17 protein-coding genes and 1 tRNA gene are annotated in these 20,119 nt (G+C 67.3%); 12 read left to right on the top strand and 6 right to left on the bottom strand.

Annotated features, from left to right (window positions below; translation table 11 throughout):
* Positions 1-4: 4 nt before the first annotated feature.
* Complete coding sequence (locus tag ACH438_RS22800) at positions 5-913, bottom strand: SDR family NAD(P)-dependent oxidoreductase (RefSeq protein ID WP_397008346.1); 909 nt, start codon at positions 911-913, stop codon at positions 5-7.
* A gap of 243 nt (positions 914-1,156) precedes the next feature.
* Between ACH438_RS22800 and ACH438_RS22795 the strand changes: the two genes are divergently transcribed.
* The 8 genes from ACH438_RS22795 to ACH438_RS22760 all read left to right on the top strand — a co-directional run bounded on the left by ACH438_RS22795 (position 1,157) and on the right by ACH438_RS22760 (position 9,627).
* Positions 1,157-2,173, top strand: a complete 1,017-nt coding sequence (locus ACH438_RS22795; protein WP_397008344.1) for an alpha/beta hydrolase — start codon at positions 1,157-1,159, stop codon at positions 2,171-2,173.
* Positions 2,174-2,191: 18 nt separating this feature from the next.
* Positions 2,192-3,166, top strand: coding sequence for an SDR family NAD(P)-dependent oxidoreductase (locus ACH438_RS22790; protein ID WP_397008342.1), 975 nt, complete (start codon positions 2,192-2,194; stop codon positions 3,164-3,166).
* Positions 3,163-4,149 carry an SDR family NAD(P)-dependent oxidoreductase gene (locus ACH438_RS22785; protein WP_397008340.1) on the top strand — a complete coding sequence of 329 codons (987 nt, stop codon included), beginning with the start codon at positions 3,163-3,165 and terminating at the stop codon, positions 4,147-4,149. The genes ACH438_RS22790 and ACH438_RS22785 overlap by 4 nt, the downstream gene beginning before the upstream one ends.
* Positions 4,146-5,132, top strand: coding sequence for an SDR family NAD(P)-dependent oxidoreductase (locus tag ACH438_RS22780; protein ID WP_397008338.1), 987 nt, complete (start codon positions 4,146-4,148; stop codon positions 5,130-5,132). The genes ACH438_RS22785 and ACH438_RS22780 overlap by 4 nt, the downstream gene beginning before the upstream one ends.
* Positions 5,129-5,848: a class I SAM-dependent methyltransferase gene (locus ACH438_RS22775; protein WP_397008336.1), complete on the top strand. Its 720-nt coding sequence runs from the start codon at positions 5,129-5,131 to the stop codon at positions 5,846-5,848. Before ACH438_RS22780 ends, ACH438_RS22775 begins: the two co-directional genes overlap by 4 nt.
* A 35-nt stretch (positions 5,849-5,883) precedes the next feature.
* Positions 5,884-7,485, top strand: a complete 1,602-nt coding sequence (locus ACH438_RS22770) for a flavin-containing monooxygenase (protein WP_397008334.1) — start codon at positions 5,884-5,886, stop codon at positions 7,483-7,485.
* Between the two features lie 49 nt (positions 7,486-7,534).
* Positions 7,535-8,296, top strand: a complete 762-nt coding sequence (locus tag ACH438_RS22765; RefSeq protein ID WP_397008332.1) for a GntR family transcriptional regulator — start codon at positions 7,535-7,537, stop codon at positions 8,294-8,296.
* A 587-nt stretch (positions 8,297-8,883) separates the two neighbouring features.
* Entirely contained in the window at positions 8,884-9,627 is a 744-nt protein-coding gene (locus ACH438_RS22760) for a hypothetical protein (protein ID WP_397008330.1), read from the top strand.
* A gap of 73 nt (positions 9,628-9,700) precedes the next feature.
* Here the strand turns inward: ACH438_RS22760 and ACH438_RS22755 are convergent, their stop codons facing one another.
* Both ACH438_RS22755 and ACH438_RS22750 read right to left on the bottom strand, forming a co-directional pair.
* Positions 9,701-10,072 carry a hypothetical protein gene (locus tag ACH438_RS22755; protein WP_397008328.1) on the bottom strand — a complete coding sequence of 124 codons (372 nt, stop codon included), beginning with the start codon at positions 10,070-10,072 and terminating at the stop codon, positions 9,701-9,703.
* Between the two features lie 190 nt (positions 10,073-10,262).
* Positions 10,263-10,336 (bottom strand) — tRNA-Met (locus tag ACH438_RS22750).
* 516 nt (positions 10,337-10,852) lie between these two features.
* Here ACH438_RS22750 and ACH438_RS22745 point away from each other — a divergent pair.
* Positions 10,853-11,392 (top strand): transglycosylase family protein, encoded by a 540-nt coding sequence (locus tag ACH438_RS22745; protein ID WP_397008326.1) that lies wholly within the window; start codon positions 10,853-10,855, stop codon positions 11,390-11,392.
* Positions 11,393-11,495: 103 nt separating this feature from the next.
* On the opposite strand, the gene ACH438_RS22740 is transcribed toward ACH438_RS22745, so the two are convergent.
* Complete coding sequence (locus tag ACH438_RS22740) at positions 11,496-12,347, bottom strand: NAD(P)H-binding protein (RefSeq protein ID WP_397008324.1); 852 nt, start codon at positions 12,345-12,347, stop codon at positions 11,496-11,498.
* A 224-nt stretch (positions 12,348-12,571) separates the two neighbouring features.
* Positions 12,572-15,601 (bottom strand): UPF0182 family protein, encoded by a 3,030-nt coding sequence (locus ACH438_RS22735; RefSeq protein WP_397008322.1) that lies wholly within the window; start codon positions 15,599-15,601, stop codon positions 12,572-12,574.
* Between the two features lie 213 nt (positions 15,602-15,814).
* On the opposite strand from ACH438_RS22735, the gene ACH438_RS22730 reads away from it, so the two are divergent.
* Complete coding sequence (locus tag ACH438_RS22730) at positions 15,815-16,417, top strand: PPA1309 family protein (RefSeq protein ID WP_397008320.1); 603 nt, start codon at positions 15,815-15,817, stop codon at positions 16,415-16,417.
* Between the two features lie 179 nt (positions 16,418-16,596).
* On the opposite strand, the gene ACH438_RS22725 is transcribed toward ACH438_RS22730, so the two are convergent.
* A complete protein-coding gene (locus ACH438_RS22725) occupies positions 16,597-17,622 on the bottom strand; it encodes a PDZ domain-containing protein (RefSeq protein WP_397008318.1) in 1,026 nt (341 codons plus the stop codon).
* Between the two features lie 84 nt (positions 17,623-17,706).
* Here ACH438_RS22725 and ACH438_RS22720 point away from each other — a divergent pair, with 84 nt between their 5' ends.
* Together ACH438_RS22720 and ACH438_RS22715 are read left to right on the top strand one after the other, a co-directional pair.
* Complete coding sequence (locus ACH438_RS22720) at positions 17,707-19,119, top strand: zinc-dependent metalloprotease (protein WP_397008316.1); 1,413 nt, start codon at positions 17,707-17,709, stop codon at positions 19,117-19,119.
* A 98-nt stretch (positions 19,120-19,217) separates the two neighbouring features.
* On the top strand, positions 19,218-20,108 hold the full coding sequence (locus ACH438_RS22715; RefSeq protein WP_397008314.1) for a TOMM precursor leader peptide-binding protein: 891 nt from the start codon (positions 19,218-19,220) through the stop codon (positions 20,106-20,108).
* Positions 20,109-20,119 lie beyond the last annotated feature (11 nt).

Here is a 20,119-nt window from a genome sequence, read left to right as displayed (position 1 = left end):
TTGCTCAGGCCTTGGACACCGCGCGCGCGGCCGCTTCGTCCAGCTTGCGGACGGCGGCGGCGGGCAGCAGCCGGTCGACCAGTCCGACCAGGGAATCGATGTCCATCATGCGAGCGGCCAGTCGCGCGCCCGCCGGGGAGATGCGCCCGCTGGTGCAGGCGATCCGGGATTCGAACGGGGTCGGCGCGATGGCCGGATTGCGCCCCGCGATGCGAACGATATTGCGCGCCACGGTTTCCGGGCTGCGCGCGACCAGCTGCGCGGCGAGCACCGAGATGTTCTTCCCCCGGCCGACCGCCTTGTTCTCGCTCTCCACCACCTGGGCGTTCGGGTAGAAGCCGGTATTGATGAACGCGGGCAGGATCGCGGTGACCCCGACGCCGGTGCCCGCGAATTCCAGCCGCAGGCATTCGGTGAACATCTGCGCCGCGGCCTTGCTGGTGCAGTACGCGGTCGAGAGCGGGATCGGCAGCACCGCCGCCGGCGAGGTGACGTTCAGGATGCGCCCGCCTTGACCGGCGTCGATCATCTGCCGGCCGAACAGCCGGCTGCCGTGCACGACGCCCCAGAAATTGACGCCCATGATCCGATCCCAGTCCGCCACAGTGTGATTGAGGAACGGTCCGGCGGTGGTGTACCCGGCATTGTTGACCACGACGGCGGGTGCGCCGTGCGCCGCGTAGACGCTCGCGGCGAAGTTCTCCATCGCCTCCACGTCGGAGACGTTCACGGCGTACGGGAAGGCCTGCCCGCCGCGGGCGGTGATCCGGTCGACGGTGTCCTTGGCGGTGTCGCCGTTGAGGTCGCTCACGATCACCCGGGCGCCCTGCACCGCGAACCGCGCGGCGGTGGCGCGGCCGATGCCGCTGCCCGCCCCCGTCACGATAACCAGCTTGTTCTCGAATTTGGCCATGATCTACCCCAGTTCGAATTCACACGTCGTCGTGCCACTGTCTCAGCCACGCTACACTGTGCAACACAGTGCGGACAACAGCTGCGAGAGCATTGATTTCCAAGGCTCTCACCTGCAAAATGCAGCACCGAGTCACCCACAACGGGTTCCTATCCGCGAATCTCTTGATGTCGTCCCAGACAGCAGTTACTGTGTAACACAGCGTAGAGGACGGCAGAGTCGCCGTCGAGAAGGAGACGCATCATGCTCACCGTCACCATCGAATATCCGCGCCGCGCCAGCTGGGCGCTCCGGGCCGCGCATCCGCTCTCCTACGCCGTGCTCCGGCAGGGCATGAACGCGATCGTCGGACTGGCCTGGAAGGGAATCCCGGTTCGCGGGGCCCGGATCTTCCGCATCAGCAATGCCCTCGATCCGCTGGCCGGATTCCTGGTGCCGATTCGCGGAACCAGCGTGCAGCCCATCGCCTTTCCGCGTTTCCGCGCCGAATGGGTGTGGCACCGTGACACTTCCGATCCGGCCCGGGTCCAGGACTCCGCGATTCTCTATTTCCACGGCGGCGGACTGGTGTCGTGCGGCCTGAACACCCACCGCCGCATCGTGTCCCGCATCGCCAAGGCGAGCGGCACGCCGGTCTTCCAGGTCGACTACCGGCAGCTGCCCGAGGCACACGTGGTGGACACCATCGAAGACTGCGTCGAAGCCTACGAATACCAGCTCGCACAGGGCTTTCCGGCTGAACGGATCATCATGGCGGGCGACTCCGCCGGCGGCGGCCTGGCCTTCCGCACCGCTCTCGCGGTCCGGGACCGCGGACTGCCGGTGCCGGGCGGCATCGTCGGCATCGCGCCGTGGGCGAACTACGACTCGACCCTGCGCTACGCCCACCCCAACGACCCTGTCGACCCACTGCTGGGCGCCAAGGCCCTCGACACTCCGGCACAGTTCGGACTGCTCCGCGACGGCCGGCTCGACCCGTCCTGGTCGGCGGTCAATCACGAGTTCACGGGTATGCCGCCGGTACTGCTCCAGGTCGGCTCCACCGAGGTGCTGCTCGCCGACGCCTACCAACTGGCCGAACGCTGCGAGCAGGCCGGAGTCCCGTGCCGGATGCAGGTGTGGGACAAGGCCATTCACGTCTTCCACGCGGGCGCGGACCTGCTGCCCGACGCCCGGCAGGCCATCGGCGTCATCGGCGCGTTCGTCGCCGAACGCCTCGCCGCCACCGCGACGCAACAGCCACGATCCACCGCCGCCTGATCCCGACTCGGAGCACACATGTCCAAGCAGCCCTTTTATCCGAGCCTGGCCGTCGTCACCGGCGCGGGCAGCGGCATCGGCCGCGGCACCGCCAAGGCGCTGGCCGCCATCGGCACGGAAATCATCATCGCCGATATCGATCTCGAATCCGCCCGGGACGCGGTCGCCGAGATCCGCGAACTCGGCGGCACGGCGCACGCCTACCGGCTCGACGTCGCCGACACCACTGCCCTGGAAGCCTTCGCGGCACTGGTGAAGTCCGAGCACGGCGTGCCGGACGTGGTGGTCAACAATGCGGGCATCCTCGTCGGCGGACCGCTGGTGGATGTGCCGCTGCGGGATTTCCAGCGCATCACCGACATCAACCTGATGGCGATGATCCACGGCTGCCGCGTCTTCGGCGCGCAACTGGTGGAGCGCGGCAAGGGCGGCCACCTGGTGAACATCGCTTCCATGGCCGCCTTCGCCGCCGCCCCGTACACCGGGCCGTACAGCATCAGCAAGTACGCGGTGAAGCACTTCAGCGATTGTCTCCGTGCCGAATTCGCGCAGTACGGCATCGGCGTCACCGCGATCTGCCCCGGACTGATCGCCACCAACCTGTCCACCAGCATGAAGGCGGACGGCATCCTCGACGCCGAGCAATCGGAGCTGACCCGCACCCTCATGCTCAAGGGGCAGGCGCTGTTCGGCATGCATCCGGACAAGGCCGGCCGGCTGATCGTGCGCGCCATGCGCGAGAACCGCGCGGTGGAACCCATCCGGCCCGAGGCCCGCATCTCCCGCCAGCTCGCCCGCTTCTCCCCCGGACTGATCCGCCTCGTCATGACGCAGGCGGGCAAGCGCGACATCCGGAAGGTACGCGACAGCATCGCCGGGCCGCGCGCCATCGACCGGGCCGGAAAACTGGTGGAACGCATTCCCTTCCGGACCGGCAACGGCACCGATACGGTGGACGGCGCGCTGGACACCAAGGTCGGCGGTGTGGCATGAGCAGGCGATCCGATCCCCGGCTGGCCGTGGTCACCGGCGCGGGCAGTGGCATCGGGCGCGGCACCGCCAAGGCGTTCGCCGCCCTCGGTGCGAAAGTCGTTGTCGCCGACATCGATCGGCCGCACGCGGACGAGACCGTGGCGATCATCGAAGCGGCGGGCGGCGAGGCCGTCGCCTACACCGTCGACGTCTCCGACACCGCGGGGCTGGAGGATTTCGGCGCCCGCGTCCAGGCCGAGCACGGGGTGCCCGACGCGGTGCTCAACAATGCGGGCATCTTCGTGGGCGGGCTGTTCCTGGACACTGCGGACGCGGACTTCGCCCGCATCATCGACATCAGTATGATGGCGATGATCCACGGCTGCAGGATCTTCGGCGCGCAGATGGTGGAGCGCGGGCAGGGCGGGCAACTCGCCAATGTGGCCTCGCTGGCCGCCTTCGGGCCGGCCCGCTTCACCAGCGGCTACAGCATCGGCAAGTACGCGATCAAACACTTCGGTGACTGCATCCGCGCCGAATTCGCGCACCACGATATCGGCGTCACCACCATCTGCCCCGGCCTGATCGCCACCAATCTCGCCGATACCGCGACCGTCGCGAGCATCGACGGCGACCAGGTGGGCATCGGCAAGGTCGCGATGCGACGGCTCATGGCTCAGTTCGGCATGCACCCGGACAAGGCGGGCCGGATAGTCGTCGACGCCATGCGCCGGAACCTGCCCATCCGGCCGATCCGGCCGGAAGCGTACGCATTTCAAGCCGTCGGCCGGGTCGCACCGGGGCTGTGGCGTGGCATCGCACGGGTCGCCATGGGACCCGAGCTCGAAAGCATGGGCCGCGGTTTCCTGGCGCGACCGGACAGCACCGAGCGGGTGGCCGCCCTGGCCGGCCGGATCCATGCCAAAGACGTCGGCAATCCCGCCGAAAACCCTGATGTCGCACAGGTTCTGAGCGCGGCACCCCGTACGGAGGCGAAGTCATGAGGAATCTGCGTTCGGCCGTCGCCATCGTGACCGGGGCGGGCAGCGGCATCGGCCGCGGCACCGCCAAGGCCCTCGCCGCCACGGGCGCGAAAGTCGTTGTCGCGGACCTCGATACGAGAGGCGCACAGCGCACCGCCGAGCTCATCGAGGCCGCGGGCGGCACGGCCGCCGCCTACCGGATCGACGTATCCGATACCGCGGCCCTGGAAGTCCTCGCCGACGATGTCGAGACCCTGTTCGGCGTCGCGGACATCGTCGTCAACAATGCGGGCATCCTGGTCGGCGGGCCGATACTGGATGTGCCGCTCGCCGATTTCGAGCGCATCATGGCCGTCAACACCATGGCGATGATCCACGGCTGCCGCATCTTCGGCGGCCGGATGATCGAGCGCGGCCGGCGCGGGCACTTGGTGAACGTCGCTTCCATGGGCGCCTTCGCGCCCTACCGGCTCGGCACGCCGTACTGCGTGTCCAAGGCCGCGGTGAAGCATTTCAGCGATTGCCTTCGCGCCGAGTTCGCGCCGCACGGGATCGGCGTCACGGCGGTGTGCCCCGGCCTGATCGCCACCAATCTCGCCGAAACCGCCGAGATGGCGACCATGAGCGACGGCCAGACCGATGTCATCAAGGAGGCCGTCGCGCGGAGCATGGCGCTCATCGCCATGGATCCGGACAAGGCCGGCCGGCACATCGTGTCGGCGATCCGGAAGAACCAGGCCATCAAACCGATACGCGCCGAGGCGTGGCTCTCCTACGGGCTGTCCCGGATCTCACCGACGGCACACCGGGCGGTCCAGCGGGTGGCCACCGGACCCGAGATCGAGCAGCTCGGACGGGCATTGAGCGCCTCCGACCGCGCCGGCGCCCTGCTGCGGGGCGTCCCCGCACGTCGCGGGCTGCGCAATGCTCCCGCTCGGGCCACCGCCCAGCCGGCCAATGGACAGCACACCCTGGCCATCGTCACCGAACAGGAACACGCATGAGCACCTCGACCAGACCGCTGGGCGACGACACGAATGACGCTGTGCCCCACTTCGATCCCGCCATCCGATCGGCGGCGCTGGACGCGCGGCGCGGACTGAACCGCACCATCGCCGCGTTCTTCTCGGTGGCCGCGCGCGCCTACGACCAGCGCACCCTGCAGCGGGTCGTCTACCAACCGCCCCAGGACGAGATGATCCACCTGCTGCGCGACTACGGGTCCCGGCGGATCGTCGATATCGGCTGCGGCACCGGGATTCTCACCGCCCGCATCGCCGCGGAGCTGACGCCCGAGGTGGTGTACGGGATCGATATGTCGCCCGGCATGCTGGCCCGGGCCCGGGAGCGCAGCACCGGTGTGCAGTGGCGCAACGCGCCCGCCGAGCAGCTGGGTCTGCCCGACGGCTCGGTGGACGCGGTCGTCACCACCACGGCCTTCCACTTCTTCAATCAGTCCGCCGCGCTCGCCGAATTCCATCGGGTACTGAAACCGGGCGGACTGCTCGCCATCGACGCGCTGAATCTGCGCGCCCGCTGGGCGGCGCCGGTGCAGCGGCTCACCGGCACCCGGCTCAGCCCGGCCGCCTCGCCGTCACCGCAGCAGATGATCGAGCTGATCACCGTCGCGGGCTTCGCGCCGGTCGAGCAGCGGCCCGTGCGGCGGCCCTGGTACAGCTGGCCGGTGCCCGACATCCTCACCGTCGGCATCCGCCGCTGACACCCGGATCTATTACCCGAGAAGGACTTTCGACCATGACAACCCCGAAACCCAAGCGTCGAGCGGCCAAGAAGCCCGTCGCCAAGACCGAGCCCGATTATCAGACCGCCGTCATCGGCGCGGGCCCCGGCGGGCTCGCCGCCGCCGTCAAACTGCAGCAGGCCGGACTGCGCGACTTCGTCGTCCTCGAACGCGCCGACGATGTCGGCGGCAGCTGGCACGAGAACACCTATCCCGGTCTGGGCGTGGATATTCCGGCCATCGCCTACCAATACTCCTTCGCCCGCAACGCCTCCTGGAGCCGGGCCTTCCCGTACGGCGCCGAAGTGAAGAAGTACCACCAGGAGGTGGCGAACCGGTTCGGGCTCTACCCGCACATCAAGTTCGGCACCAATGTGATCCGCGAGGAATGGGACGACGCGAACAGCTACTGGCGGCTGATCACCGAATCCGGCGAGGTCATCACGGCGCGCTTCCTGATCAGCGCCGTCGGCGCGTTCGTGCGGCCGAAGGAGGAGGCCGGCATCCCGGGCCGCGAGTCCTTCCAGGGCAAGTACCAGCGGCCTTCCAGCTGGGATCACGACTGGGATCACACCGGCAAGAAGGTCGCCATCATCGGCACCGGAGCCAGTGCGGTGCAGATCATTCCGGCCATCGCGCCCGAGGTCGCCGAACTGACCGTATTCCAGCGCACCCCGGTGTGGTCGATTCCCAAGCCGGACTTCGTCATGCCGGAATTCGGCAAGCGTGTGCTGGCGGTGCCCGGACTGCAGGCGGCGGTGCACGGCCTCGCGCTGGTATTCGTCGACCTCGCCCTGCGGCTGGCCGTCGGCGCGCCGGTGGAGGCCACCAAGAAGGTGCTCACCAGGTTCGACTCGATCACCATCAAGGCCTATGCGAAGTACCTGGAGTACGTGGTCGAGGACGCCGAGACCCGCAGGAACCTCACCCCGAGCTTCGGTGTGATCGCCAAGCGCCCCACCATGTCCAACGGCTATCTCAAGGCCTACAACCGCGAGAACGTCGCCTTGATCGCCGACCCGATCGAGACCATCACGGCTCGGGGCATCAAGACCCGCGACGGCGTCGAGCGCGAATTCGACATGATCATCCTGGCCACCGGATACGAGGTGTTCTCCGATCCGGAGACCTACCGGCCCGGAATCATCCTCGGCCGCGACGGATTCGACCTCGGCAAGTTCTACAACGAAGCGGGACTGCAGGCGTACGAGAGCGTCTCCGTGCACGGCCTGCCCAACCGGTGGACCCTGGTCGGCCCGTACTCGTGGACCGGCTCGGGCTGGCACGCCTTCGTCGAGATGACCTCCGACCACGCCGTCCGCGCCATCAAGGAGGGCGTGCGCCGCGGCGCGCGGGTGATCGAGGTCCGCAAGGACGCCATGGACGCCTACCACCGCAAGGTCTTCCGCCGCGCCGAACCGGTCCGCTTCTACTTCAACGAGCTCAACGGCCACGTACCGACCTACTACCGCAACTCGCAGGGCGACAGCACCTACCTGCGGCCCTCCGGCTTCTTCGAGGCCCGCCGCGGCAACCGCAAGTTCCCCCTCGACGACTACAGCTACGAGACAACCGAACCGGCGACCGCCGAAACCTCCGTGGCCGTCAACGCGTAACGACGGAAGCACCGCCGGCATGTGGAACAGCACCTGGGACAATCGTCCGGTGTCAAAGCCGACAGTCGTGGACGCGATCACCGAACAGCTGGCCTACCGCATCGCGGCGGGCATCTATCAGCCCGGTGAACTGCTGCCGTCGGTCCGCCAGCTGGCCACCGAATTCGCCGCCAGCACGCCCACCGCCAACAGCGCGCTCGGGCGGCTGGCCGCGCTCGGCTTCGCCGAGGCCCGCCGCGGTCTCGGCTACACCGTCCGCGATATCCGCGTGTACGGCGGCATCGACACCTGGCGCTACCTGTTCCGCTTCGCGCACCGCGTACCCGAGCAGGCGGCCCGGCTCTTCGCCGACATCATCGATATCGACCACATGCTCCTCATGGAGACCCTGCGCGCCTTCGCCGCCGACCCGGGACGCTACGACATCACCCAGGCCAGGCACGCCGCGGACCGGATGGAACTGCTGATCGCCGACGAGAATTCGTCGCTGAACGACATCATGGCGGCGGAACTGCACCTGCTGCGCTGCAGCTTCGCCGCCGCCGGCAAGCCCGGCGTCCTCAGCCTGTTCAATACCGTCGGCGAGATCCTGCTCTCCATTCCCGAAGCCGCCCAGGCCTTCTACGAGCCGGTCGAGCCGGCGGGCCACCTGGTGCTCGCCCGCAGGGTGCAGGAAATCCACGCCATGGACTCCGATTTCGAGGCGACCGACCTGTCGATGATCGAAATCCTGATCCGCGAATACCACAACCAGGTCATCGAGGCCTTCCGTCAGCTGATCACCGCCCGAGCGGCCGCCACCGCGGAATGACCGCTGCTCCGGAACGACCGCTGCCCGGCGGGGCGGTGGGAGTGCACTGGTGGTTCCCTGGGGTCGGTGGTCAACCGGCAGGGAACCACCAGTGCCCGGATCGCCTGCGGCGCATGAGGGGCACGCCGCAGACAGAGTCGAATTCGATGAGTCTCATTCATCGGACAGGTACACGGAATTCGGATCATTCGCGGCCTCACCCCGCCGCGACACTCATCCGAAGCGTACAAGCATCTTGCGGATCAGTCCTGTCGTGGACGTAACAAACATTTAATGATGTCCGTTTTGCCGCTTCCGTTGAAGCATTGCGGGGCACTATGTTTCGCGCTGATATCCGATATGTTTCGCACCGATATCCGCAGGTCAGCAGTGTGTATCCGCTCTCGACTGCGGCGCACGTCACTCTTTCCGACCCCGGATTGACAACGTCGGATCATCCCCACATGATTGGCAGCGCCCGACAAGAACATTCGTCGAACATCATTGGAAAAGCCCTCGCAGAGCGAGTATTTCGGGCAAATACCAGACCGTTTGCGGCCAATTCCTGAGTTCGCCCGCAATTCCGAAGTACCGAAGAAAGATCCCAGATGAAGTTCCGCAATATCGCCGCGACCGCCACCATTGCCATCGCGGCCCTGTCGATCACCGCTGTCACCGCGAACACCGCCTCCGCGGACACCGGCAACCCCTCGGTCACCACGGATATCGCTCCCGGCATCCACTATCAGGCGAACCTCGTCGACCACTCCGTGGTGCTGACCACCGATGCCGGCTCGATGGCGGTGAAGGACAACCAGTTCCAGATCGTCGACAACTCCGGCGCCACCGTCGCCACCCTGCCGATGACCTACCAGAACGACGGCAAGACCTACCCGATCGCGGCCCAGATCGACGGTAATACCGCCACCCTGACGCCGAACACCGATCCGGCCGCCGGCCAGCCGATCACCCCGGACACGCCGACCATCAAGGACATCGACGCCACCGCGAACCCGAACTTCAACCAGGCGCTGAGCAACCTGTCCAGCGCGGTCACCGTCGGTGTGGCCGTAGGCAGCCTGATCGGCACCGCGATCGGCGCGGGCATCGGCTGCATCGCGGGCGGCGCCATCCTCGGCGCCGGCGCCACCGTCGCCACCATCGGCACCCTGACGGTGCCGGGCGCCATCGGCGGCTGTCTGGTCACCGGTGCGGCGGCGGGCGCCATCGGCGCCGTGGCCGGCACCATCATCGTCGGCGGACCGGTCGTCGCCGCGGCGCTCTTCCAGTTCGCCAGCGACCTCGCCACCCCGCCGGCCCCCACCACCCCGGCTCCGGCTCCGGCCGGCTAGGAATTCCGAATGAACAAGTAGGGGTGGCCTTTTCAGGCCACCCCTACTTGTTCATCGGCTCGTTTCGGCGTCCTCAGGCGAGCACGGCGCGCAGCGCCTCGGTCCACGGCAGCCAGCGCGGATCGGGTCCGCCCGTGTCGTCGCCGACCATATTGGTGCACGTGTAGCCCACGGCGACACCGGATTCCGGGTGGGCGAACCCGATTCGCCCACCGGCGCCGACCTGCCCGAACGCGCCGGAACCGAGCAGCTGGGCGGGCCGGGTGAGTTCACAGCCGTGCCCGAAGTGATTGCCGCGCGGCGTCAGATCCAGCGGCGCCGGGTGGCCGAGCCCCTCGGTCTGCGGCTGCCGGGCGCGTTCGACCGCCTGCGGACTCAGCAGCCGGATGCCGTCGATCTCACCGATCGTCAGGGCTTGCCGGTTTCGGGGTCCTGTCCGGTCCATAGATCGACGACGATCCGGCCGTTCCTATAGATACAGAGTTGCGCGGCGCCCTCGTCCTCGTGATGCGCCGATTCGAAGCCGTCCCGGACCGCCTCGAAGCCTCGCTCCGCAAACCCCGCCACGAAACTTCCCCCGTTCGCTGAATATGAAAAAGGCCCGGAACCTGGTGGTTCCGGGCCTTTCACATTAGTAGCGGGGACAGGATTTGAACCTGCGACCTCTGGGTTATGAGCCCAGCGAGCTACCGAGCTGCTCCACCCCGCGTCGGTGAACACAACATTACACACGGGCTTGCCGTACTGCCAAATCGGCTGGTCAAAGCGCGTTTCACGGGTGAACGGCGCGATCTTGAAGGCGGGTGGCGGGGGTTCAGGGGGTTCGGAACGGCTGAAAATCTTGGATCAGCGGGCGGGTTCGCGTGCGCGTCTCCACGAAATCCGCCGAAAAACGTGACCGACATCACATTTCAGTCGTGAGTAAAGTCACATCACGGGCAGATAACAGACCGCTCGGAATTTGCAAATACAGCATAGCCAGCCTGCATCAACGGGGTTTTCGCGGTCATTCGCTTCATGCAATTCTGGAGTTATCAAGACGTGATCTGTCGAGATTTCCTCGTTATCGTCTGTTTCGGCCTGGATCAAACCCGTGATGGGCCTCGACCCGAACCGCCGCACGCCGGGAACCCTGTCCCGCGGTTGGGTGCCCCGACCTCCTGGGGACAGGGACATGACGGAGCTCTTGCGTCGGAAGCCGGCGAGCGCAGGGAAGGAAACGACCATGAAACAGAACCGGAAGATCAACACCCGCGTCCTCGGCCTGGTGGCCGTGACCGGCGCACTTGTTGCCGTCCCGTTCGGCTTCTCAGCAACCGCTTCCGCCGCTCCGGCGCACGACTGGGACGGTGTCGCCCAGTGTGAGTCGGGCGGCAACTGGGGCATCAACACCGGCAACGGCTACTACGGCGGTCTGCAGTTCACGCCGAGCACCTGGGCCGCCAACGGCGGCTACGGCTCGCCGTCCAGCGCGAGCAAGGACGAGCAGATCCGCGTGGCCGAGAACGTGCTCAACTCCCAGGGCCGCGGCGCCTGGCCGGTCTGTGGCCAGTACCTGCGCGAGGGCTCCTCCCAGCCCGAGGTCGCCGCCGCCCCCGAGCCCGCGCCCGCCCCGGCCCCCGCGCCCGCCCCCACCGATCGCCAGGTCCTGATCAACCAGGCCGAGAGCGTCGCCGGTGGGCTGGCCCAGCAGTTCGGTGTCCAGGACCAGTACAACCAGGTCCTGCAGCAGAACACCGGCCTCATCGATTCCCTGGGACGCTGACCCACCGATTCCTTCCCTACGCCGGAAGAAGCGACTGGCGCTGCCGTCAACGAGGACGGCAGCGCCTTTCGCCCTCCTGAGCCCCGGACGAACGCCCTGAGCCTCAAGCGGCGAACTCGGCCCGATGCTCGACCGCCCACTCCCGGAACGACCGCGGCGCACGACCGGTGACCGCCTCGACCGTCGGATGCACCACCGAGGTGAACGACTCCAGCGCGGTGGCACGCAAAGCCATGATGGCATCGGCCATTTCGGGTTCCACGCCGAAGGACAACAGCGCGGCCCGCGCATCCGCCGGCTCGGTCTCCACATAGCGCAGCGGCCGGCCCAGCACCTCGGCCAGGATCCCGGTCTGCTCACCCGGCGACAGCGCCTGCGGACCACTGAGCGTGTACAACCGCCCCGCATGCCTGGCGCCGAGCAGCGATTCCGTTGCGACGGCGGCGATATCGCCGGCATCGACCACCGCGATCCGGCCCTGACCGAACGGCGCGAACACGGTGTCCCGAGCCCGCACGGTCCCCGCCCAGTGCAGCGCGTTCGACATGAAGCCCAAGGGCCGCACCATCGTCCACGGGATCCCGCTGGCGCGCACCGCCGCTTCGCCCGCCCGATGCCAGGCCGGAATCGGATCGGTGGCGGTCGCATCGTCGACCCGGCCGGAAGACAGCTTCACGATGCGCCCCACCCCGGCAGCAGCCGCGGCCGCCGCGAGATTCGCGTCATGCCTGGGGATCTCGGGGCCCGCCGTGAGCAGGAAGACGCGATCGACGCCGGTCAGTGCGGCCGAAACATCCTCGGGCACACCGAGATCACCGCGTACCACCTCGATATCGACTGGCAGGTCAGCGGTTTCAGGCCGCCGGGTGAGCGCGCGTACCGGCTCGCCGAGCGCGCGCAGCCGATCGACCACCGCCCGGCCGACGGTGCCGGTGGCTCCGGTTACGAGAATCATGGGGAACTCCTTCATCGACTGATTTGCTGCTATCAGCGTCGTCCCGAAGCATGATTCGATCCATCCACAGCGCTCATCTACCGGTAATCCTCCATGTCCTACCGGCGATCGATGACTTCCTCTACCGACCGGTGCGATTGCAGGAGAATCCGCTATCGTCCCCGGACAACAGAAAGGCGCTGCCACCCACTGGGTGACAGCGCCTCGGCCGCAGCCGGATCCGGCTAGTTGCCGGCCTTCTGATAGTTGTTCACCGCGGTCTGCAGCTGCTCCAGCGCCTTGCCGAGCTGCCCCAGATCACCGGACTTCTGCGCGTCCGAAACCGCCTTGAGCGCGTCGTTGATCTGCGCCACCGCCGCGTCCTTGGCGGCGGAACCGGACGGCGCCGGTATCGGGACCGTCGGCGCCGGATTGCTCTGGTTCGGTGGTGGGTTGCCCTGGTTCTGATTCGGCGGTGTCACCGTCGAATTCGGCTGCACGGTGGCCGCACCGGCCAGATCCGACAAGCCGACCTGACTCAGCGCGTCCTGGACCGTCGCCCCGAAGCCGATCTTGTCCTGGTAGCTCACCAGCACCTTCACCAGCTGCGGGTAGGACGGCGCGTTGGAGCCGGCCGAATTGCGTTCCAGATACCACGGTTCCACGTACAGGATGCCGCCGTTGCCGACCGGCAGGGTCAGCAGATTCCCGTACTTGATCTTGTTCTGGTTGCTGGCGGTCAGCAGGTTGCGTTGCTGCGCCACCGGACCGTAGTTGGTCATCGACGTCTGCACCTGCCCCGGACCCGCCGGGGCTTCGGCAGGCAAGCGCAGGACCGTCAGCTTCCCGTAGTTGTCCGGATCCGAATGCGCCTGCAGATACGCCGTCAGGAAGTTCCGCTTGTAACCGACCATCACACCGGTCAGGTTGAACTCCGGCTTACCGGTCTTGGGATCACCTATCAGCACGTAGTACGGCGGCTGATGCGAACCACTGGCCGCACCCTCCTGCGTCGGATCGTTCGGCACCGACCAGAACGCGTTGTTGGTGAAGAACTCTCGCGGATCGTCCACGTGGTAGTTCGCCAGCATCTCCCGCTGCACCTTGAAAAGGTCCTCGGGATAACGGAAGTGCGCCCGCAACTCCGGCGTGATCGCGCTCTCCGGCTTCACCGTGCCCGGGAAGACCGAGCTCCACGCCTTCAGCACCGGATCGGTGGGATCCACCGTGTACAGCTTCACCGTGCCGTCGTAGGCGTCGACGGTGGCCTTCACCGAGTTACGGATGTAGGACACTTCCTTGCGCGGCAGCAGCCGGCCGGTGGTCTGATCGATGCTGTCCTCCACCGCGCCGTCCAGCGAGGTGCGCTGCGCGTACGGGTAGTTGTCCAGCGTGGTGTACGCGTCGACGATCCAGACGATGCGCTTGTCCACCACCGCCGGGTAGGCACTGCCGTCGGTGGTCAGCCACGGCGCCACCTTCTCGACCCGATCCCGCGGATTACGGTTGAAGATGATCTTCGAATCCGAACCGATGGCACTCGAGAACAGGATGTTCCGCTCGGCGTACTTGGCCGCGAAAGCCAGCCGGTTGAACCAGTTTCCGATCGGCACGCCACCCGCACCGTTGTAGGTGTACTGCGAGTCATTGGTGTCGTACTCGCGCGCGGGCTGACCGTTGCTGCCGACGATGGCGTAGTCGGCATCGGTCTTCGAGATCAGCTCGCCGTAGTAGATGCGCGGCTGATCGACCGGAATCGCTTCCTGATCCTGCGGCGTGAAAAGGTCACTGACCGTCTTCAATTCGGTGCCGTTCGGACCGGGCACCGCGAACACCGGGTAGCCGTAACCACCGGCATTCACGTCATTGCCCGCGGCCTGCTGCACCTGCGAGGGATCCGCCGGCGGCGCCGCGTTCACCTTGTTGGCGGGCGAGGCGACGAAACCGTTGCCGTGCGTGTAGACGGTGTGCCGGTTGATCCAATCCTTCTGGTTGTCGGCCAGATTCTGCGGCTGCAGCTCTCGCGCCGCCACGATGTAATCGCCGGCCTGGTTGTTGATCGTGTAGCGGTCGACCGCCAGCGTGTCCGGGAAGCCGTAGAAGTTCTGCAGCTGCTGGTTGCGCTGAATGAAGGTCGGCGTCAGCAGACTCGGGTCCAGCAGGCGGATATTCGCGGCCGTCTGCTGATCCGCCGTCGTCTTCGCCGGAGCCTGTGGGGACGAATCGGACTTGTAATCCGTGTACTGCACCTTGTCCGGCGTCAGCCCGTACGCCTCACGAGTCGCCTCGATATTGCGCGAGATATAGGCCGCTTCCTTGGTGGCCGCGTTCGGGCGCACCGAGAACTGCTCCACCAGCAGCGGCCACACCGCGCCGACCAGAATCGAGGACAGCACCAGCAGCGCCGCCGCCATCGCCGGAATCCGCAAGTCGCGCAGCACGATCCCGCCGAAGAAGGCGAGCGCGCAGATCACCGCGATGGACAACAGGATCAGCTTGGCCGGCAACACCGCATTGATATCGGTATAGGAGGCGCCGCTGAACGTCGGCTCCTTCCGCGTACTCGACAACAGCGCATACCGGTCGAACCAGTACGCAATCGCCTTGAGCAGCACGAAGAGTCCCGCCAACACCGCCAGCTGGATGCGCGCCGCATTGCTCAGCGTGCCCTCCCGGCCGGCCAACCGCAGGCCGCCGAACACGTAGTGCGTCACCAGGTTCGCGAAGAACGCGATCACCACGGAGACGAACAGCCAGTTCAGCACCATCCGATAGAACGGCAGATCGAAGGCGTAGAAACCCACGTCCAGATGGAACTGCGGATCCTTCACCCCGAACGAGCCACCGTGCAGGAACAACTGCACCGTCACCCAACTCGACTGTGCCACCAGGCCCGACAGCACGCCGATGATCAGCGGGATACCGATGCCGAACAGGCGCAGCCGGCTCATGACGGTGGTGCGATACCGCGCGATCGGATCGCCCGGCCCCGACACCGGCACGAACACCGGCCGGGACCGATACGCCACCAGCAGCGACAGCCAGATGATCGCGGCCACCACCAGCGCGACCACCAGGAACAACAGAATCCGGGTCAGCAGCACCTTGTGGTAGACGCTCCGGAAACCCACCTCCCCGAACCACAACCAGTTCGTATAGGCGTCGGTGAGTCGCGGCCCGATCAATAACAGGGCCGCCAGCACCAAGGCCGTCACCAGCAGTATGCGGCTGCGTCGGGACAGCGAAGGTAAGCCAGTCGGGGGGCGCATGCCCACGATGCCACTCTCCCAGGGTCCGGCGGCGCCCATGCCGGTGACCGGCCCGGTGCGCCGCAGTCCGATGATGCGAGGTGGTCCCGGGGGACCATTCGCGCCCCACTCTACGTAAAACGACCTCGGTCCGGCCGTCGGGAGGTCGAAGTCGGGTGCGGCGCCTTCGCCCCGAGCCCCTCGATCGGGACAAAGTAGCCGCGATGCGAGGATTGCGGGGTGAATCCAGAGCAGTGGGCAGCGTCGGCCCTGTACCGGTGCATCCGCGAAGTCGCTGAATACGTCGACGGCGAGGGCTGGGACCGCCCGCCGCAGATGTTCGCGCTGGTACCGACCGCGGACCTGGTCGCGGCCGAGCCCTCCCTGCTGGATCAGCTGGACCAGGAGAACGCGCTCACTCCCATTGCGCAGGAACCGTTTCCGGAAGACATCATGGGCGAGGCCGACGCCATGGCCCTCGACGAATTCCTCGGCACCACCAGCTGGCCGTCCGCGGTCGAAGGATGTGTTCTCGTACAGCAGATCGTGGTGCTGCCGCCGGACGCCGAGCAGACCCTCGACGAGGCCATCGCTCCCCTGCTAGCCGACCGCGACGCCGCCGACCGCGCGGGTCGCCGGGCCGCGGTCTCGCATCCGGAACGGCGCGACGCGCGGCTGTTCGTCGGCGTGCTCCGCGACGGCACCTCGCTCTCGCTGATCCAGGTCCGCCCTTCCGCGGACGACGAGGATCCCTTCGCCGACCTCGAACTGCGCACCGCGCCGGACCTCGCCACCAACCTGGTCGAGGCCCTGCGGAACACCCTCGAGAACGAAACCGACTGAGCTGCATTTAATTTGCCTCCGCTGCGCTCCGGCGGTTCGCAGCCCTCGTAACCCCGGTTCTTCCCTCCCTCCGCTCCTCCGCTTCGCTCCCCCGCTCCAAGGCGGAGGTCTATTCCAGCCGCAGTCCAGAACCGGGGCGGGCCGCGAACATTGGGGCGGAGGTACAGGGCCGTCCAGGCCTAGCTGCAGCTGGGGGCGGACTTACCGGCCTTGAGGTCCTGCAGTGCCTGCACCGCGCCGGCCAGGTTCTCGACCTTCACCAGGCGCAGGCCCGAGGGGGTGCGTTGCGCGGCCTCGTTGCAGTTGTCGGCGGGGACCAGGAAGGTCTCGGCGCCCGCGTCGCGGGCCGCGATCATCTTGTACTGGATGCCGCCGATCGGGCCGACCTTGCCGTCCGGATCGATGGTGCCGGTGCCGGCCACGAACTTGCCGTTGCTCAAATCGTCGGGGGTGACCTTGTCGATCACGGCCAGCGTGAACATCAGGCCCGCCGACGGGCCGCCGATGCGGGCCAGATTGAAGTCGACCTTGATCGGCCCGGCCGCGACCTCGCCCGGCGTAATGCCCAGAAAACCCTTGCTCGAATCATCCGGCCGCGCACCGAGGGTGATCTCCGCGGTCTGCTCGGCATTGTCGCGTTTGAAGACCACCGGAATCGGCGCGCCCGGCTTCGCCGAGGACACCGCATTCACCACATCCTGGGCCGTGGTGATGGGTTTGCCGGCGACATTGATCAATACATCGCCCTTGTGCAGCACATCCTTCGAGGGCCCGTTGTCGGAGACATCGGCGAGCCGCACCACGGTCGGCAGCTTCAGATAATGCAGCGCCGCCAATTCCGCGTCGTCCTCGGAATCCTTGAACTGCTGCTGATTGGATTTGTCTACTTCGTCACGTGAGACGCCCGGCGGATACACCTCGGCGCGCGGCACCAAACCGTGCTGGCCGTCTATCCACAGGCCGAGCGCCTCGAAAATGTTCAGCTGATCGCGAACCGACACGGTCGTCATATTGAGATTGCCGGTGGTCGGATCGACGGGCACGCCCTGCACGTCGACCACCTGCTGACCGTCCACTTGACCCAGCGTATTGAACGTCGGCCCAGGTCCGAGCGCCACGAAGGGGACGGTGACGACGCTACCCACGACCCCCAGCACCAGAATGGGAACGAGCGCGGCGAGCAGGGTGAATATCCGACGGTTCACGCGGCCAAGGGTACTGGTCACCGTGGCCATTGCCGCGCTCCGCTCGCCGGTTCGCGGGGTTCGGGGCTCAAGTACCGTAGTTGTATGACTGACTTCCCGTTCGGATTCTCGAATCGCGATGACGACCCGGAGCGCAAGCCCGGGGACGAATCCAGCGGTTCTGGTGCGAACAACCCGTTCGGGCTCGGCGGTCCGGGCGGCGGATTCGATCCGTCCCAGCTCGGTCAGATGCTGACCCAGCTGGGCGCCATGTTCTCCAACATCGGGCAGCCCGGGGCACAGTCCGGACCCGTGAACTACGACATCGCCAAGCGGCTGGCCCGCCAGCAACTCGGGTCGAGCGTCACGCCGGTGTCCTCCGGCGCGCAGCGCGCGGTCGCCGATTCGGCGCACCTGGCCGAACTGTGGCTGGACGAGGCCACCACCTTCCCGGCCGGCGCCACCAAGACCACCGCGTGGACCGCCAACGACTGGATCGAGGAGACGCTGCCGACCTGGAAGCGGCTGTGTGATCCGGTGGCCGAACAGGTTTCGGGCATGTGGACCGCGACCCTCCCCGCCGAGGCGCGCGAATTCGCCGCACCCATGATGGGCATGCTGGGCCAGATGGGCGGCCTCGCCTTCGGCTCGCAGCTCGGTCAGGCGCTGGGGCAGCTCGCCAAGGAGGTGCTGACCTCCACCGATATCGGCCTGCCGCTGGGCCCGGCCGGGACCGCGGCGCTGCTGCCGGCGGCCATCTCGGAATTCAGTGCCGGGCTGGAACAGCCGGAGAGCGAGATCCTGGTCTACCTGGCCGCGCGTGAGGCCGCGCATCAGCGGCTGTTCGCGCACGTGCCGTGGCTGCGCCAGCAGGTGCTGGGCGCGGTGGAGGATTACGCGCGCGGCATCAAGATGGACTTCTCGGCCATCGAAGAGGCCGCGCAGAACCTCGATCCGATGCAGCTGGCCGCCGATCCGTCGAAGCTGGAAGAGCTGCTCTCCCAGGGCACCTTCGAACCGCAGACCACGCCCGAGCAGCAGGCCGCGCTGGACCGGCTGGAAACCCTGCTCGCGCTGATCGAGGGCTGGGTCGAGACCGTGGTGACCGACGCGGTGGGCGACCGCCTGCCGGGTGCGGGCGCACTGGCCGAGACACTGCGCCGGCGGCGCGCCACCGGCGGCCCGGCCGAGCAGACCTTCGCAACCCTGGTCGGCCTGGAATTGCGGCCGCGGAAGGTGCGCGAGGCGGCGGCATTGTGGCGGCGGCTCACCTCCGATGTGGGCGTGGAACGCCGCGACGGCGTCTGGGCGCATCCGGACCTGCTGCCCGACTCCGCCGATCTGGACTCACCGGCCGGCTTCATCGATTCGGTGATCGGCGGCGGCACAGCGGTTTTCGATGATCCGCTGCAGCAGCTGGCCGATACCGTCGCACGCGAGCAGGCGGAGAAGGAAGCCAAGAAGAACGCCCCGGACACCGAGAGCGGCAAGGAAGACAAAGAAGGCGACAAGGGCTGACAAGACCCTTTCGCCGACTTGTGGATAACCCGCGAAAGCGCTGATGAACAAGCGTTTTCGCGGGTCTTCGCGTTTTGGGGCGCGCGCACACTGCTGTCATGACCACGCTCACGCGTACCCACGGACCTCTGCTGCATCCCCGCATCACCGTGCTGATCCGGCCGAACGGCGCGGTACAGCTCGGCTGGGATCCCGAGCGCGCGGTGCTGGTGCAACCGCCCGGGCCGGTGGAGGCGGTGCCGGCGCTACTGCGGCTGCTCGACGGGGTGCGCACCCGGCAGCAGATCGTCTGTCAGGCCAGGGAACTCGGCTTCGCCGCCGACACCACGGAATCACTGCTGCGGCAGATGGCGGCGGCCGGGCTGCTGCTGGCCGAGCAGCCGCGCTCGCGACTGCGGACGGTGCGGGTGCACGGGCGCGGGCCGCTCTCGGACGCGTTGCTGGCGGGGGTGCGGCGGATCGGGTTGCGGCCCAGTCATTCCCGTGAGCGGGACCTCGCCGAGGTGGATCGCCTCGGCGCGCCCACGGAGGAGACCGAGCGGCCCGATCTGTTGATCCTTGCGGACACGCTGGTGCCCGATCCCGGCCTGGTGGCCGATCTCATGCGCCGGCGCATTCCGCATCTGCAGGTGCGGATGCGTGATGGGCGCGGCATTGTCGGCCCGCTGGTGCTCCCCGGGGAGTCCAGTTGCCTGCACTGCGCCGATCTGCACCGCCTGGACCGCGACCCGGAATGGACGCATCTCGCGGCGCAACTGCTGGGCCGGGTGGGCTATGCCTCGCCGGCGGGCATCGCGGGGGCAGCGGCCTTGGCGCTCAAGGAAATCGAGATCATTTCCCGCGGCGAGGCCGGTAATCCACCGGCCACCCTGAATGCCACGCTGGAGGTGGATTTCGAATCCCCGCACATCGATCGGCGGCGGTGGCTGCCACATCCCGATTGTGGCTGCCGCGCAGGTGGCGGCGTCGATGGCGCCGAAAAGGAATGACTGTGATGGAA

The organism is Nocardia sp. NPDC020380, assembly GCF_044386975.1.
Classification (GTDB): Bacteria; Actinomycetota; Actinomycetes; order Mycobacteriales; family Mycobacteriaceae; genus Nocardia.
This window is presented reverse-complemented; position numbering and strand designations above follow the sequence as displayed.